This window comes from Actinoplanes sp. NPDC049668 (genome assembly GCF_044465445.1).
Classification (GTDB): Bacteria; Actinomycetota; Actinomycetes; order Mycobacteriales; family Micromonosporaceae; genus Actinoplanes.
This window is the reverse complement of the sequence record NZ_JBITLR010000001.1, coordinates 555,588-570,519: the sequence shown is the minus strand read 5'-3', so window position 1 is coordinate 570,519 and position 14,932 is coordinate 555,588. Positions and strand designations below refer to the sequence as shown.

The 14,932-nt window shown below is 72.0% G+C and carries 11 protein-coding genes; 7 read left to right on the top strand and 4 right to left on the bottom strand.

The window, feature by feature from the left end; genetic code table 11:
- The first annotated feature begins 91 nt into the window (after positions 1–91).
- The 5 genes from ACIBSW_RS02595 to ACIBSW_RS02575 all read left to right on the top strand — a co-directional run bounded on the left by ACIBSW_RS02595 (position 92) and on the right by ACIBSW_RS02575 (position 9,377).
- On the top strand, positions 92–3,424 hold the full coding sequence (locus tag ACIBSW_RS02595; RefSeq protein WP_354725521.1) for an efflux RND transporter permease subunit: 3,333 nt from the start codon (positions 92–94) through the stop codon (positions 3,422–3,424).
- A gap of 66 nt (positions 3,425–3,490) precedes the next feature.
- Positions 3,491–4,777, top strand: coding sequence for an MFS transporter (locus tag ACIBSW_RS02590; RefSeq protein WP_354727512.1), 1,287 nt, complete (start codon positions 3,491–3,493; stop codon positions 4,775–4,777).
- Between the two features lie 23 nt (positions 4,778–4,800).
- Positions 4,801–5,736, top strand: a complete 936-nt coding sequence (gene thrB, locus ACIBSW_RS02585; RefSeq protein ID WP_354727514.1) for a homoserine kinase — start codon at positions 4,801–4,803, stop codon at positions 5,734–5,736.
- A gap of 294 nt (positions 5,737–6,030) precedes the next feature.
- On the top strand, positions 6,031–8,064 hold the full coding sequence (gene rho, locus ACIBSW_RS02580) for a transcription termination factor Rho (RefSeq protein ID WP_354727516.1): 2,034 nt from the start codon (positions 6,031–6,033) through the stop codon (positions 8,062–8,064).
- A gap of 131 nt (positions 8,065–8,195) precedes the next feature.
- Positions 8,196–9,377 (top strand): nitric oxide synthase oxygenase, encoded by a 1,182-nt coding sequence (locus ACIBSW_RS02575; protein WP_354727518.1) that lies wholly within the window; start codon positions 8,196–8,198, stop codon positions 9,375–9,377.
- A 7-nt stretch (positions 9,378–9,384) separates the two neighbouring features.
- Here the strand turns inward: ACIBSW_RS02575 and ACIBSW_RS02570 are convergent, their stop codons facing one another.
- The 3 genes from ACIBSW_RS02570 to ACIBSW_RS02560 are packed head-to-tail and all read right to left on the bottom strand — an operon-like array spanning position 9,385 to position 11,980.
- Positions 9,385–10,017 carry an RNA ligase family protein gene (locus ACIBSW_RS02570; RefSeq protein WP_354727520.1) on the bottom strand — a complete coding sequence of 211 codons (633 nt, stop codon included), beginning with the start codon at positions 10,015–10,017 and terminating at the stop codon, positions 9,385–9,387.
- On the bottom strand, positions 10,017–10,913 hold the full coding sequence (locus tag ACIBSW_RS02565; RefSeq protein ID WP_354727522.1) for an AAA family ATPase: 897 nt from the start codon (positions 10,911–10,913) through the stop codon (positions 10,017–10,019). The genes ACIBSW_RS02570 and ACIBSW_RS02565 overlap by 1 nt, the downstream gene beginning before the upstream one ends.
- Positions 10,910–11,980 carry an RNA ligase gene (locus ACIBSW_RS02560; RefSeq protein WP_354727524.1) on the bottom strand — a complete coding sequence of 357 codons (1,071 nt, stop codon included), beginning with the start codon at positions 11,978–11,980 and terminating at the stop codon, positions 10,910–10,912. The genes ACIBSW_RS02565 and ACIBSW_RS02560 overlap by 4 nt, the downstream gene beginning before the upstream one ends.
- Positions 11,981–12,210: 230 nt before the next feature.
- On the opposite strand from ACIBSW_RS02560, the gene rpmE reads away from it, so the two are divergent.
- Positions 12,211–12,435: a 50S ribosomal protein L31 gene (gene rpmE / locus ACIBSW_RS02555; protein WP_188119615.1), complete on the top strand. Its 225-nt coding sequence runs from the start codon at positions 12,211–12,213 to the stop codon at positions 12,433–12,435.
- A 79-nt stretch (positions 12,436–12,514) separates the two neighbouring features.
- Positions 12,515–13,606, top strand: coding sequence for a peptide chain release factor 1 (gene prfA / locus ACIBSW_RS02550; RefSeq protein ID WP_354727526.1), 1,092 nt, complete (start codon positions 12,515–12,517; stop codon positions 13,604–13,606).
- On the opposite strand, the gene ACIBSW_RS02545 is transcribed toward prfA, so the two are convergent.
- The gene (locus tag ACIBSW_RS02545; protein ID WP_354727527.1) at positions 13,590–14,927 is read right to left on the bottom strand and encodes a PQQ-binding-like beta-propeller repeat protein; all 1,338 of its coding nucleotides are present in this window, start codon (positions 14,925–14,927) and stop codon (positions 13,590–13,592) included. The genes prfA and ACIBSW_RS02545 overlap by 17 nt on opposite strands.
- Between the last annotated feature and the right edge of the window lie 5 nt (positions 14,928–14,932).

Here is a 14,932-nt window from a genome sequence, read left to right as displayed (position 1 = left end):
TGACCGGGCGTAACCAGCGCACCCCGGCGTCGTTTGATTCGTTCGCGTCGGGCAAACTATATGCCTTGGCCGAACTTTCACGGGGGAGCAGATGTCGTTTCTGACCAGGCTCAGTCTCGCTAACCGGGGGCTCGTCGCCCTCATCGCGGTGGTGATCACCGGCTTCGGTATCTACACGGTGCCGTCGCTCAAGCAGCAGCTGCTGCCCTCGCTCGAGTTCCCGGGCGCGTTCATCGGCGTGGTGCTGCCCGGCGCGAGCCCGGAGATCATGGAAGAGCAGGTGACCAAGCCGATCGAGGACGCCATCAAGGGCGCCGACGGCCTGGACTCCATCCAGTCGACGACCAGCGAGGGCTCGACCACCGTCCAGGTCCTCTTCGAGTTCGGCACCGACCTCGACGACGCGGTCAACCAGCTGACCACCTCGATCAACCGGATCCAGCCGACGCTGCCCAACGACGTCGAGCCGGTCATCTTCGCCGGCGGCACCGACGACATCCCGGCCATCGTCCTGGCCGCCTCCGACGGCCGTAACGACCAGGCCGCGCTGGCGAACCGGCTGCAGCAGACCGTCGTCCCCGAGCTCAAGGCCATCGAGGGCGTCCGCGACGTCGCCGTGACCGGCGTCCGGGATCAGCAGATCCTGATCGCGCCCGACCCGGCGAAGCTGGCCGCCGCCGGCGTCGACCCCCGCTCGATCGCCACCCTGCTGCAGAGCAACGGCATCTCGATCCCGGCCGGCGCGGTCACCGACGGCACCCGCTCGCTGAGCGTCCAGGTCGGCAGCCCGATCCAGACCGTCGACGAGATCAAGGGCCTCTACCTCAAGGGTGCCAAGGGCCCGGTCCGGCTGGACGCCGTCGCCACGGTCACCGAGCAGCTCGCGCCCGCCACGTCGTACACCCGCACGGACGGGGTCGACAGCCTCGGCATCGCGGTGACCGCCGCACCGGACGGCAACCCGGTCAACATCTCCCACGAGGTGCGCGACCAGCTCGCCGACCTGGAGGCCGCCTCCGGCGCCACGCTCACCGTCATCACCGACCAGGCACCGTTCGTCGAGAAGTCGATCGAGAGCCTGACCACCGAGGGCATGCTCGGCCTGCTCATGGCCGTCATCGTGATCCTGGTCTTCCTGCTGTCGATCCGCTCGACGCTGGTGACCGTCGTCTCGATCCCGCTCTCCGTGCTGATCGCGCTCATCGCGCTCTACCTCGGCGACTACTCGCTGAACCTGCTCACCCTCGGCGCGCTGACCATCGCGGTCGGACGCGTGGTCGACGACTCCATCGTCGTGCTGGAGAACATCAAGCGACATCTCGAGTACGGCGAGGCGAAGGTCCACGCGATCATGTCGGGCGTCAAGGAGGTCGCCGGCGCGGTGACCGCCTCGACGCTGACCACGGTCGCCGTGTTCGCACCGATCGCCCTCGTCGGCGGCTTCGTCGGCCAGCTCTTCGCGCCGTTCGCCATCACGGTCACGGTCGCGCTGGTCGCCTCGCTCTTCGTGTCGCTGACCGTCGTGCCGGTGCTCGCGTACTGGTTCCTGCGGCCCGCCGCGGGCGGCTCCGAGTCCGTCGAGGTCCGCCAGGCGGCCGAGGCCAAGGAGCTGCGCAGCCCGCTGCAGCGCGGCTACCTGCCGATCATCCGCTGGGTCATCCGCAGCAAGACCACCCGGTGGGTCACCGTCGCGATCGGCATCGTCGTGCTCATCGGCACCATGGGCCTGGCCAGCAAGCTGGAGACCAACTTCCTCGACGAGTCCGGCCAGGACACCATCGTCGTCACGCAGGACCTGCCGGTCGGCACCGACCTCGCCACGACGGACACGGCGGCCCGCAAGGTCGAGGCCGTGATCGTCGCCAACGACGCCGTCGAGCACTACCAGGTGACGGTCGGCAGCGGCGAGTTCAACCCGTTCGTCGGCTCCGGCGGCGCCAGCGGCGCCAGCTTCAACGTGGCGCTGAAGGAGGACGCCGACGCGAGCGTGGTCTCCGACGAGCTGCGTAAGCAGTTCGAGGGCATGACCGACGTCGGCGAGGTCACCATCGGCAGCGAGAGCGGCACCGGCTTCGACGGCAGCGCGCTGGCCGTCGTCGTGCAGGCCGCCGACCAGGAGTCCCTCGAGTCCGCGACCAAGCTGGTGCAGGACGCGATGGCCGGCACGAAGGACGTCACCGACGTGAGCAGCTCGCTCGCGGCCAGCGTCCCCCGCCTGGACGTCAAGGTCGACCGCGCCGCCGCGGCGGCTGCAGGTCTGACCGAGGCCGAGATCGGCCGCACTGTCGCGGCGGCGTTCCGCCCGGCGCCGGTCGGGGAGATCAACGCCGACGGCGTCAGCCAAAACGTCGTCGTCGCCCTCGGCGCGCCGCCGGCCGGCATCGACGCGCTGCGCAAGCTGCCGCTGACCACGCCGACCGGCCAGGTCGTCCTCCTCGACTCGGTCGCCGACGTCAACGAGGTCGAGGGCCCCGAGGCGGTCACCCGGATCGACGGCAACCGCAGCGCGACGGTCAACGGCACCGCGACGGGCTCGAACGTCGGCCAGACCACCAAGGATCTGACCGCGCGGCTCGACGCTCTGAGCCTGCCGGCCGGCAGCACGTACGAGATCGGCGGGGTCAGCCAGGACCAGGCGGACGCGTTCGCGGACCTCGGTCTCGCCGTGCTCGCGGCGATCGCGATCGTCTTCGTCATCATGGTCGCGACGTTCCGCAGCCTGCTGCAGCCGCTGCTGCTGCTGGTCTCCATCCCGTTCGCGGCGACCGGCGCGATCGCGCTGCTGCTCGCGACCGGCACCCCGCTCGGCGTGCCCGCGCTGGTCGGCGTGCTGATGCTGGTGGGCATCGTGGTCACCAACGCCATCGTGCTGATGGACCTGATCAACCACTACCGCCGCGCGGGCCTTGGCGTGCAGGAGTCGGTGATCGAGGGTGGCCGGCACCGGCTGCGCCCGATCCTCATGACGGCGATCGCGACCATCTTCGCGCTGCTGCCGATGGCGCTCGGGCTGACCGGCGAGGGCGGCTTCATCTCGCAGCCACTGGCCATTGTGGTCATCGGCGGCCTGGTGAGCTCGACGCTGCTCACGCTGGTGCTGGTGCCGACGCTCTACACGATGGTGGAGAACACCAAGGAAAGGTCGCGGGGCCGGCGCGAGCGGCGGCGTGCGGCGAAGGCGGCCCGGTCCGGCGGCACGGCCGAGGCGGCCCAGGAGGCGCCACGGCACGCGGCGCAGGAGCCGGCGGGGGCGGTCGTGCCGTCCGACGACCCGGTTCCGGCGTCCGCCGGTGGGGCGCACGAGGCGCCCGAGGCGCCCGCGGGCGAGCCGGCCGCGCAGCCCAGCGCCGCGCTGCGCGGGTACACGGACCAGTTCGAGGTCCTGAGGATGCCCCGCAGGCCGGCGGACCCGCCGACCGCCTGAGCGGGAGAAGTCGAGCGGCGGCCGGCCCGATCGGGGCCGGCCGCCGCTGCCGGTAGATTCCGGTACGTGGCGACTCCCTTCTCGGTCCTTACTCGTAACCGCGACTTCCGGCGCCTGTTCGCGGCCGAGCTGGTCGTCTTCGGTGCCGACTGGTTCGTCATGGTGCCGCTGCTCGTGCTGCTGCCGGAGCTGACCGGCAGTGGCGTGTGGGGCGCGCTGGTGCTGGCCGCCGACACCGGGATCACCGCGCTGCTGCTGCCGTACACGGGGACCATCGCCGACCGGATCGACCGGCGCGCGATCCTCATCGTGTCGAACATCGCCGCGCTGCTCGCCACCCTGCTGCTCTTCGTCGTGCGGTCGGCGGCGACCGCGCCGCTCGCCCTGGTCGCCATCGGCGCGGTCGCGGTGGCCAAGGCGTTCTACTCGCCGGCGGCCTCCGCCGCCCTGCCGAACGTGGTCGATCCCGCGGACCTGGCCGCCGCCAACTCGGTGGCCGGCTCCGCGTGGGGCACGATGACCATCGTCGGCGCGTCGCTCGGCGGCATCGTCAGCAGCGCCTTCGGCCCGTACGTCAGCTTCGCGGCCGCCGCCGTCAGCCTGCTCTTCGCGGCGGTGTTCACCGCGCTGATCCGCCGGCCGTTGCAGGCGCCGCGCGACCCGGACGCGGTACCGGCGCGCGCCTGGCACGCGCTGATCGAGGCGCTGCGCTACATCGGCGCCCGGCCCCGCATCCGCGCGCTGGTCACCGTGAAGTCCGCGGTGGGACTCGGCAACGGCGTGCTCACCGTCTTCCCGCTGCTGGCCGGCCTCTACGGCGTCGGCGCGCTCGGCGCCGGCCTGCTCTTCGCCGTGCGCGGCGCCGGCGCCCTGGTCGGCCCGCTGGTCATGCGGCCGGTGCTCGGCCACCGGACCTGGCTGCTGCCGGGGCTGGCGCTCTCGATGGGCCTGTACGGCCTCGGCTACCTCGGCGTGGCGTTCGCGCCCTGGTTCCCGCTGGTGCTGGCGCTGGTCTTCGTCGCGCACTTCGCGGGCGGTACCAACTGGGTGCTCTCCAACTACGCGTTGCAGGGCGAGGTGCCGGACCGGCTGCGCGGCCGGGTCTTCGCCACCGACATGATGCTGGCGACGCTCGCCATCTCGGTGAGCCAGCTGGGCGCCGCGCTCTTCGTCGACCGCGTCGACGAGCGCGTCATCCTCGTCGCCTGCGGCCTGATCACCCTCGTCTACGCCATCGGCTGGCGAATCGCGACGCGGGGGCTCTCGCTGGCCGACCCCGCGGAGGCGCCCGCCGCCGTCGTGGCGGGCGAGCCGGCCGCCGAGGGTGTGGACGGGCGGCCGGGGGAGCGGTAATGATCAGCGCCTAGCATGTGGCGATGGGCCTGACCTTCGTCTCCGAGCCGGTGCGGGTGCGTACGCCGGCCACCAGCGCCAATCTCGGTCCGGGCTACGACACGCTGGGCCTCGCGCTCGCGCTGCACGACGACCTGACCGCCCAGGTGACCGGCGATTCGTACACGGTCTCCGTGACCGGCGAGGGCGCCGGCGACCTGCCCGGCGACGAGACCCACCTGGTCGTGCGGGCCATGCTGGCCACCTTCGACGAGCTGGGTGGCCGCCCGCGGGGCGTGGCCGTCGAGTGCGTCAACCGGATACCGCAGGCCCGGGGCCTCGGCTCCTCCTCGGCGGCCATCGTCGGCGGTGTACAACTGGCCCGGGCCCTGGCGCACGAGCAGATCGACGACGCGGCCGCGCTGCGGATCGCCGCGCGGCTCGAGGGGCACCCCGACAACGTCGCGCCGTGCCTGCTCGGGGGGTTCACCATCGCCTGGGACGAGGCGTCCGGTTCGCGGGCGGTGCGGCTGGACGTCGCTTCGGGCGTACGGCCGACGGTCTTCGTTCCGCAGGAACGGGGCCTGACCGCGACGGCGCGGGCCGCGCTTCCCGCGGCCGTGCCCCACGCGGACGCCGCGTTCAACACGGGCCGGGCCGCGCTGCTGGTGCACGCCCTTACCCGGGACCCGTCGCTGCTCTTCGCCGCCACCGAGGACCGGCTGCACCAGGGCTACCGGGCCGAGGGGATGCCCGGCACGGCGGCGCTGGTCGCGGGGCTGCGTGCTGTCGGTGTTGCGGCAGTTGTCAGCGGGGCGGGGCCGACCGTGCTCGCGCTGACCCCGGTACCCGGAGATTTCAGCCCCGGAGAGCAATGGCGCGCGGAGCCGCTGGGCGTGGATAGCGCCGGTGCTCTTGCCAAGGGGGGTATGGTGGAACACGCCGAGCGGGGCCCTGTTGCCGCAGGTCGTAAGAGTTGACTACGCTCAAGACCTAGCACAGCCGCGAAGCAAGCGATCATTGCGGTTCGGCGCGCACCCCCGAGACTCATGGCATTCTGCCGGTCTCACTTCTCTTCAAAACACACGCCGAGCAGCGGATCATCAGATCGCTGCACTCGCCGAGACCTACCCGTCAACGTCCGACGGGTCGGGAAACCGTCGAGCTGCCGTGCTGCAAACTCCCGCGCCGCAGTTGCGAAGCGGGTTCCGAGGGCACCCGGCCACCAGGCTGCAGACCCGGGTGGACTTGGTTTTTTCGACGGAAGGAATCCATTGAGCGACACCACCGACGTGACGTCGGGTGTTTCTGACGTCGCTGACGACGGCGCCACCACCGCGGCTGTCACCAAGCGTCGCCGCGGCGGCACGGGGCTGTCGGCGATGCTGCTGCCCGAGTTGCAGAGCCTTGCCGCGTCCCTCGGCATCTCCGGCACCGCGCGGATGCGCAAGGGCGAGCTCATCACCGCCATCTCGGAGCGCCAGAACAGCGCGGCTCCGGCGGCGCCCGCCAAGAGCGCCCCGCGTCCGCGCACCACGAACGGCTCCGACGCCCCGGCGGCCGAGCCGGTGCGCACCGAGCCCGTCGCGGCCGCTCCGGTCGCCGAGGCCCCGGCCCCGGCGGTGCAGGCTCCGGTGGTTCAGGCCGTCGTAGCCGAGCCCGCCGCCGCGCAGTCCGCGGCCCCGGCGACCACCGAGCAGCCCGCGAACGAGGTCGAGTCCGGCCGGCGCCCGCGCCGTGACCAGAACCGCGACCGCGACAGCGCCCCGGCCGACGGCGAGGGCGAGCGCGCCGAGCGTGCTGAGCGCGCCGACCGAGGTGACCGGCCCGAGCGTGGCGAGTCGCGCAACCGGGACCGGCAGCGCAACCAGCAGCGGTCCGAGGGCGGCGAGCGCAACGACCGCGGCGAGCGCAACGACCGTGGCGACCGCGGCCCGCGCAACGAGGCCGTCGCGCGCACCGACAACGGCCCCCGCAACGACAGCGACGACGAGGACGGCGACAGCGGCGAGGGCGGCCGGCGTAGCCGGCGCAGCCGGTTCCGCGACCGTCGGCGTGGCCGCGACCGGGACGGCGGCGAGGGCGGCGGCCGCGAGGGTGGCGGCCGCGAGGGCGGCGGCCGCGAAAGCGGTCGCGACGGCGGCCGCGAGCCGCACGTCAACGAGGACGAGGTCCTCGTGCCGGTGGCCGGCATCCTCGACGTGCTGGACAACTACGCGTTCGTCCGCACCACGGGTTACCTCTCCGGCCCCAACGACGTCTACGTCTCGATGTCGCAGGTCAAGAAGCACGGGCTGCGCCGCGGTGACGCGGTCACCGGCGCCGTGCGGGCCGCTGCCCGCGAGGGCGGCGGCGACCAGCGTCGCGACAAGTACAACCCGCTGGTCCGCCTCGACACCATCAACGGGATGGAGCCCGAGGAGGCCCGTCGGCGGCCCGAGTTCTACAAGCTGACCCCGCTGTACCCGCAGGAGCGGCTGCGTCTCGAGACCGAGGCGCACATCCTCACCACGCGGGTCATCGACCTGGTCATGCCGCTCGGCAAGGGCCAGCGTGCCCTGATCGTCTCGCCGCCGAAGGCCGGCAAGACGATGGTGCTGCAGGCGATCGCGAACGCGATCACCCACAACAACCCCGAGTGCCACCTGATGGTCGTGCTGGTCGACGAGCGGCCCGAAGAGGTCACCGACATGCAGCGCTCGGTCAAGGGCGAGGTCATCGCGGCCACGTTCGACCGGCCGCCGCAGGACCACACCACCGTCGCCGAGCTGGCGATCGAGCGGGCCAAGCGCCTCGTCGAGCTGGGCCACGACGTGGTCGTGCTGCTCGACTCGGTGACCCGGCTCGGCCGGTCCTACAACCTGGCGGCGCCGGCCTCCGGCCGCATCATGTCCGGTGGTATCGACTCGACCGCGCTCTACCCGCCGAAGCGGTTCCTCGGCGCGGCGCGCAACATCGAGAACGGCGGCTCGCTGACCATTCTCGCGACGGCGCTGGTGGAGACCGGCTCGATGATGGACACGGTCATCTTCGAGGAGTTCAAGGGCACGGGTAACGCCGAGCTCAAGCTGGACCGGAAGATCGCCGACAAGCGGACCTTCCCGGCCATCGACATCCACCCGTCCGGCACCCGCAAGGAGGAGATCCTGCTCGGCAAGGAAGAGCTGGCGATCGTCCACAAACTGCGCAAGGTGCTGAGCTCGCTGGAGTCCTCGGCCGCGCTGGACCTGCTGCTCGACCGGCTCAAGCAGTCCCGGACGAACATCGAGTTCCTGATGCAGATCGCGAAGTCGACGCCGGGCGAATAACGCCGGAAAACGACCGAAAGGGGCAGCCGTCGCACAACGGCTGCCCCTGTCGCACATTCAGTACGTTTAAGTCCATATGGCGTTGTGCGAACCTCCCTGGGCACCTCAGCTCAACGTGGGGAGGACGCCCGATGATCGTTCCTGGGTACCGGGACCATCCGAGCGAGCGATGGGATCCGATCGCACCAGTCGATCCGGGCGAGGCCGAGGATTTCCTGCGCCAGTGCTACCTCGAGAACCCCCGGCTCGGGCCCGTCGAGCCGCGCCTGGCCATCGTGCGCGCGCAGATCGCGGCGACCGGCGGCTACGCGCACACGACCGAGGAGCTGGCGCACGGCGCCAAGATGGCCTGGCGCAACTCGAGCCGCTGCATCGGCCGGCTCTACTGGCGCAGCCTGGTCGTGCTCGACCGGCGCCGGGCGCGGACCGCCGACGACATCTTCTCGCTGCTGGTGCACCACCTGCGCGTCGCCGGCGGCGGCGACCGCCCCGGCGCGATCCGCCCGGTGATCAGCATCTTCGCGCCGGCCCTGCCCGGGCAGCCGTACGCCCGGGTCTGGAACGAGCAGCTGATCCGGTACGCGGGCTACCGCACCGAGGACGGCAGCTTCGTCGGCGACCCGCGCAACGAGCAGTTCACCGCCGCGATGCAGGGCTTCGGCTGGCAGGGCAAGGGCGAGGCCTTCGACGTGCTGCCGCTCGCCGTCGAGACGCCGGCGGAGGGCGTACGCCTCTACGAGCTCCCCGAACGCGCGATCCTCGAGGTGCCGCTCACCCACCCGGAGTTCGGCTGGTTCGCGGAGCTGGGCCTGCGCTGGCACGTGGTGCCGGCCATCGCGAACCTGCGCCTGACCATCGGCGGCGTGCAGTACCCGCTGGCGCCGTTCAACGGCTGGTACATGGGCTCGGAGATCGGCGCCCGCAACCTCGCCGACCAGGACCGGTACGACATGGTGCCGATCGTCGCCGCGCGCATGGGCCTGGACACCAGCCGCGAGTCGACGCTCTGGCGCGACCAGGCGCTGATCGAGCTGAACCGCGCGGTGCTGTACTCGTACGAGAAGGCCGGCATGAAGATCGCGGATCATCACACCGAGTCGCAGCGCTTCCTGACCCACCTGAGCAACGAGGAGAAGGCGGGCCGCCGCGTGCCGGCCGACTGGAGCTGGATCGTGCCACCGATCTCGGGCGGTGCGACGCCGGTCTTCCACCGCTACTACGACGAGCTGGACCAGCGCCCGAACTTCTATCTGGACCCGGAGGCGCAGGCCCTGGCGCAGTCCGGCACCCGAACCTGCCCGTATACAGGCTGAGCCGGTGCTAGGCGAACTCGTTGAGCGGGAAGTCGTCCCGGTGGCGCCAGGCGGCGTCGGTCTGGACGTGGTCCGCGCGGACCCACTTCAGCAGCCGATGGGAGAACTCCGCCGCGGGGATGCGGCCCGCGCTGCGGACCACGAAGCCCTCCGACGACGCGGGGTCGCGCACGGCGGCCCACGCGGCCCGCGCCTCGCTGAGGCTGCCGCCGCGATACAGCACCGGGACGACCGGCAGCTCCAGCCGCTGCGCCCAGTCGACCGTGTCGTCCCAGCCGAGCAGCGTGTTCGTCTCGTCCCAGATGCCGAAGACGATGAAGACACCCGGCAGATCCGTGTACGCGATGCTGCGCCGCGCCCACATCGACTCGCCGCAGACCCGCCAGTCGTCCGGGATCCGGTACGCCGTCATCGCCCATAGGGCCTTGGCCGCCCGGTCCCACGGGTGGGTGCCCGAGTCGACGGAGCGGGCGTACATCGCGTCGCGGGTGAAGGTCAGGTTGCCGCCGTCGAGCTTCTCCGTGACCACCAGCTCACCGTCCAACCAGGACAGGTCCGGCTGCGTGCGGTCGTCGCCGGAGGCGCCGGGAGAGTCGGGCAGGTGGAAAGTCCGCGGATACTTTCCGGCCTGCCCGTCCATCAGAAGTCTCCCTCTGCCACCTGGAACACGGTCAGTCCCAGGGCGCGCCACATGCGCACCACCTGCTGGCGGTCGTCGAAGACGCCGATGACCCGCCAGCGGTCGCGGATCTCCTGGTCGAAGATCTCCCGCTTGACGATCGCATCCTTGCGCGAGTCGCCCTCGGGCCGCATGAAGAGTCCTTCGTACGGCACGTCGACGTAAAGGTCCAGCCAGGCCTGCGTTTCGGCCCGGCAGACCTCGTCGCGGCCCGAGCAGAAGACGATCGCGTGGCCGGCCGAGTGCATGGCCCGGACCGCCGCGATGACCGCCGGGTTCGGCGCGTCGTGACCGACCCGGCCCCAGTTGTACGGGCTGCGACCGTTCATCAGCGCGACGGTGCCGTCGATGTCAACGAGCACGACCGGCGGAAGCTCCGGGTCCGGGTCGTAGACGGCGGCCGGCCCGCCCGGATCCACGTACGGGATCGGCAGCGGCGTCCGCTTGCCCGCCAGGTACCGCTCGTGCATCCGGCGGATGGCCTCCTCGCCGACCTGCTCCTCCTCGGCGCGGCCGGCGTCGCGGCGCAGGCACTCCTCCAGCGGCACGTCCGTGAAGTCGTGCACCTCGAACGTCGCGTGGAAGCGCGCCGCGAGCTCGGCCCATTCGCGCACGGTCTTGGCCCGCAGGTTCGTGTCGTCGACGATCACGTCGGTGTGCCCGCGCAGCAGCGCCTCGACGGCGGCCCGCTGCGCGCGCGTGACCTGGCCCTCCGACCACTGGGTGAAGAGCGGCCGCCCGTGCAGCATCCGCCGCAGGTCGTCGCGGTTGACCCGGACGACCTGCGGTTGCAGCTTGCGGGCGAACGTGGTCTTGCCCGAGGCGGGCAGGCCACGCGTGATCAGCAGTCTGGTCATTCCTCACTCACCTGGGTGCCGGTCGGGGTGTCGGCGGCCGGCCGCACGAGCTGCCACAGGCCGGGACGGTAGTCCTTGTCGTCGAGTCGCAGGAAGAGCGCGCCGCGGTGCTCGCTGCGCACGGCCCGGGCCGCGAACTCGCGCCGCTGCCAGCCCGGCGCCAGGTCCGCCACGATCGCCGCGAACTCCGCCTCGACGGCCGCGGCGAGCGCCTCGACCTGGTCGGTCAGCGCGGTGGCGACGCCCGCCACCCACGCGTGCAGCTCGTCCGGCAGGGGTTCCGTCAGCGCGTCCAGGTCGCCGCCGGAGACGAGGACCTCCCATACGGTACGGGCGGAGAGTCCCGTCACCAGCCGGTGCAGCCGTACGTACTCGGCGTACTTGATCTTCACTCGCTGGTCGGTGCCGGCGAAGTGCACGACGAGCCCCTCGCGTCCCTCGCGCGGCGGCGCGGCGAGCGCCTCGGCCAGCGTCGCGTACGCGAAGGAGTCCACGACCGGCCCGGGCCAGTTCGGCACCGCCGCCGGCCCGAACGTGCGGCCGGTGGCGATCTCGACGGCGCCGAGCAGGATCAGGTCGTCCATCCCGGCGTAGTCGAGCACGATCCGGTTCTCCGGGTAGACGATCTCGACCAGCACGGTCAGCCCGTCCGGCGGCGTGAAGCCCGGGTACCGGCTGCGCAGCACCTCGGTCGCGTGCCGCGCCTGGTCCGACGCGAACGACCCGCGGGTGGCGATCGCCAGGTCCGCGCCGTCGCGGTAAATGATCCCGAGCGAGCCGTCGGCCTTGTCGGTGACGGTCACCGCCGTGTCCGCCAGGAACCGGGGCGCATGGCTCTGGTCATGGTTGAAGAACTTCTCGAAGGGCCGGGCGAGGACGGTGTCGCCGTGCACGATCAGGCCGCGGCAGGTCAGGGTGACCGGCGTCCACGCGCCGGCGTACTGGCAGGCCTCGGTGTAGTTGTAGATCACGTACGGCCGCGTCGGGTGACGCTGGACCCGCACGTGCCCGTTTTCGACCGCGGTGGCCAGTTCGACCGGGTCGAGGACGTCCGCGAGCAGCGCCATGACGGCTTTCCCTCCGTGAGTGCCCGCCGCGGGAATGCGGCGGGGGGCGCTCACGTTATCGACCACGGACCGGCTGACGCCTCCTGATTTCTGATCGGGGCAGGTGACATGGCAGACTGGTCCATCGGCCAGTAATGGTTCCGGTTCACGCTCGAGTCGTCCGCCCTGGCGGGGTGGTTCGGCGCTGACGGCGACCCGGCGACCACATCATCGAGAGGGACCGAGAGATCATGAAGAGCGGTATCCACCCGGAGTACACCACCACCGAGGTCGTCTGCTCCTGCGGTAGCACGTTCACGACCCGCAGCACCGCCAAGGGCGCCGAGATCCGCGTCGAGACCTGCAGCGCCTGCCACCCGTTCTACACGGGCAAGCAGCGCGTGCTGGACACCGCGGGCCGGGTCGCCAAGTTCCAGGCGAAGTACGCGAAGGTCACCGCCGCCAAGAAGAAGTAGCTGCCGCGACGGCGCCCACCCCGGAATGCCGGGGTCGGGCGCCGTTCGTGTGTCCAGTCCGGGTGACCAAGGAGGCGGCATGAGTACCGACCGGTTGTCGACGTTGCTCGCGGAGTACGCGCAGCTCGAGAAGCAGATGGAGGACCCCTCCATCCACTCCGACCAGGCGCTGGTGCGCCGGGTCGGGCGGCGCTTCGCCGAGCTGGCGCCGCTCTACGCCGCCAACGCCGAGCTCGAGGCGGCTCGCGCCGACCTGGCCGCCGCCCGGGAGCTCGCCGCCGAGGACCCGTCCTTCGCCGGGGAGGTCGAGGCGGTCGCCGCCCTGCTGGCTCCGCTGGAGGAGAAGCTCGGCGAGATGCTCATCCCGCGCGACCCGCACGACGCCAAGGACGTGATCGTCGAGATCAAGGCGGGCGAGGGCGGGCAGGAGTCGGCGCTGTTCGCGGGCGACCTGCTGCGGATGTACACCCGCTACGCCGAGAAGCACGGCTGGGTCGTCGAGGTCATCGACGTGCAGGACTCCGACCTGGGCGGCATCAAGGACGTCTCGGTCGCGGTGAAGACCAAGGGCGTGCCCGAAGGCGGCCACGGCGTCTGGTCCCGCCTCAAGTGGGAGGGCGGCGTGCACCGCGTGCAGCGGGTGCCGGTGACCGAGTCGCAGGGCCGCATCCACACGAGCGCCGCGGGCGTGCTGGTGCTTCCCGAGGCCGAGGACGTCGACGTGCACATCGAGCCCGGCGACATCCGGGTCGACGTGTTCCGCTCCTCGGGGCCCGGCGGCCAGTCCGTCAACACCACCGACTCGGCCGTGCGCATCACCCACCTGCCGACCGGCACCGTGGTGAGCTGCCAGAACGAGAAGAGCCAGCTGCAGAACCGCGAGTCGGCAATGCGCATCCTGCGCTCCCGGCTGCTCGCCATCGCGCAGGAGCAGGCCGACGCGGCCGCCTCCGACGCGCGCAAGCTGCAGGTGCGGACCGTGGACCGCTCGGAGCGGATCCGCACCTACAACTTCCCGCAGAACCGGATCAGCGACCACCGGATCGGCTACACCGCGTACAACCTGGATCTGGCGCTCGGCGGCGAGCTGGACGCGGTGCTGGACGCGCTCGCGGAGGCCGACCGGGCCGCCCGGCTGGCCGGCGAGACGGAGATCAGCCGACGTCCGTGACCGCCAGCCGGCCGTCCTGCGTCGCGCAGGCCAGCAGGGTGCCCTCGTTCTGGCAGCCGTACTCGATGACCGGCGGCATCGCGCCGATGAGCAGCACCTGGCCGGAGCGCGCGTCGAAGCGGCTGACCGCCATGAGCCCGAGCGGCTCCCGGGTGCGGGTCAGCAGGTACGGCGACACCGCGATGGGGAAGTTCCAGACCGGCGAGGCCGTGCCCAGGTCGACGAGCCGCCGGCCGGTCGCCGCGTCGACCAGGTGGTGTCGTGCGCCGCTCTGGTCGTCGTCGACCATCAGCTGCCCGCCGGTGAACGGGAAGGCGTTCGCGGAGCCGGGTATCCGCCAGCGCAGCTCGCCGGTGTCGCGGTCGTAGCCGGCCGTGCCCTGCGGGCCGTTGACGCAGAACACCGGCCCGCAGCTGTACGAGCCGCCGGGTGAGTCCGGCTCGATGTGCCACAGCCGCCGCAGGGTCTCCGTGTCGTACGCGGTGACGGTCGTCCGGCCGCCGGAGTGCTCCACGTAGAGGCGGTGCCCGTCGACCGTCACCGCCGTGTTCCGGGTGTCCGGCGCCGACCAGGGCAGCGTCGCCGCGGCCACCAGCGAGCCGTCGGCGAGGTCGCGCACCTCGACGTCGCCGCTCGCCGACGCGGTGACCAGGCGGTCCGCCCTGTCCTGGAACAGGCCCTCGGTCGACCACGACTCCAGGCCTTCGGCGGGCCGGGACCAGACCATGCCGCCGTCCGCGAGCCGGACCACCCGCAACGTGTCGACCCGGCCGCCGTCGTCGCTCCACTGCGTGAGCAGGGCCCGGCCGCCCGCGGCCACCGCCAGCTCGCCGGTCCCGCGCCACAGCTGCCGCCCGGTGGCGGTGTCGACGGCGACCGTCTCCCGGCTGAACTCGCGGGAGACCTCCGTGCCGTCCGGGTCGTCCAGCAGCGCCGTCGAGTACGCGGCCGGCAGCAGCAGGACACCCGCCTGGACCGGGCCGAGCCACTTGGCGTCGCCGAGACTCGAATTCGACCAGCGCACCGCCCCGGTGCTCAGGTCGTACGCGGTGAGCCGGGTGGCGCCGGACTGGCTGAGCACGTACACGGCGCCGCCGGCCACCGTGAACGTCTCGGCGCCGTCGCGGTACGGGGTGCTCCAGAGCCGGACCGGACTGTGCGATACGGGCCGCGCCGAGCCGGTGACGGTGACCGCGCAGAGGACCGCGACGGCGGCGACCAGCGCCCGCCGGAGCTCCGACCGGCGCAGCCGCCGCCGCGGACGGTCGACCGGCGGCTGGTCGCCGCCGTCGGTGACGAGCCCCAGCTCGATGACGGTCATGGGGC

Bases quoted from the DNA above. Each gene is read 5' to 3' on its own strand.
- ACIBSW_RS02595 (WP_354725521.1), top strand. From the start codon at position 92: ATGTCGTTTCTGACCAGGCTCAGTCTCGCTAACCGGGGGCTCGTCGCC.
- thrB (WP_354727514.1), top strand. From the start codon at position 4,801: ATGGGCCTGACCTTCGTCTCCGAGCCGGTGCGGGTGCGTACGCCGGCC.
- ACIBSW_RS02575 (WP_354727518.1), top strand. From the start codon at position 8,196: ATGATCGTTCCTGGGTACCGGGACCATCCGAGCGAGCGATGGGATCCG.
- ACIBSW_RS02570 (WP_354727520.1), bottom strand. From the start codon at position 10,017: ATGGACGGGCAGGCCGGAAAGTATCCGCGGACTTTCCACCTGCCCGAC.
- ACIBSW_RS02565 (WP_354727522.1), bottom strand. From the start codon at position 10,913: ATGACCAGACTGCTGATCACGCGTGGCCTGCCCGCCTCGGGCAAGACC.
- ACIBSW_RS02560 (WP_354727524.1), bottom strand. From the start codon at position 11,980: ATGGCGCTGCTCGCGGACGTCCTCGACCCGGTCGAACTGGCCACCGCG.
- rpmE (WP_188119615.1), top strand. From the start codon at position 12,211: ATGAAGAGCGGTATCCACCCGGAGTACACCACCACCGAGGTCGTCTGC.
- prfA (WP_354727526.1), top strand. From the start codon at position 12,515: ATGAGTACCGACCGGTTGTCGACGTTGCTCGCGGAGTACGCGCAGCTC.
- ACIBSW_RS02545 (WP_354727527.1), bottom strand. From the start codon at position 14,927: ATGACCGTCATCGAGCTGGGGCTCGTCACCGACGGCGGCGACCAGCCG.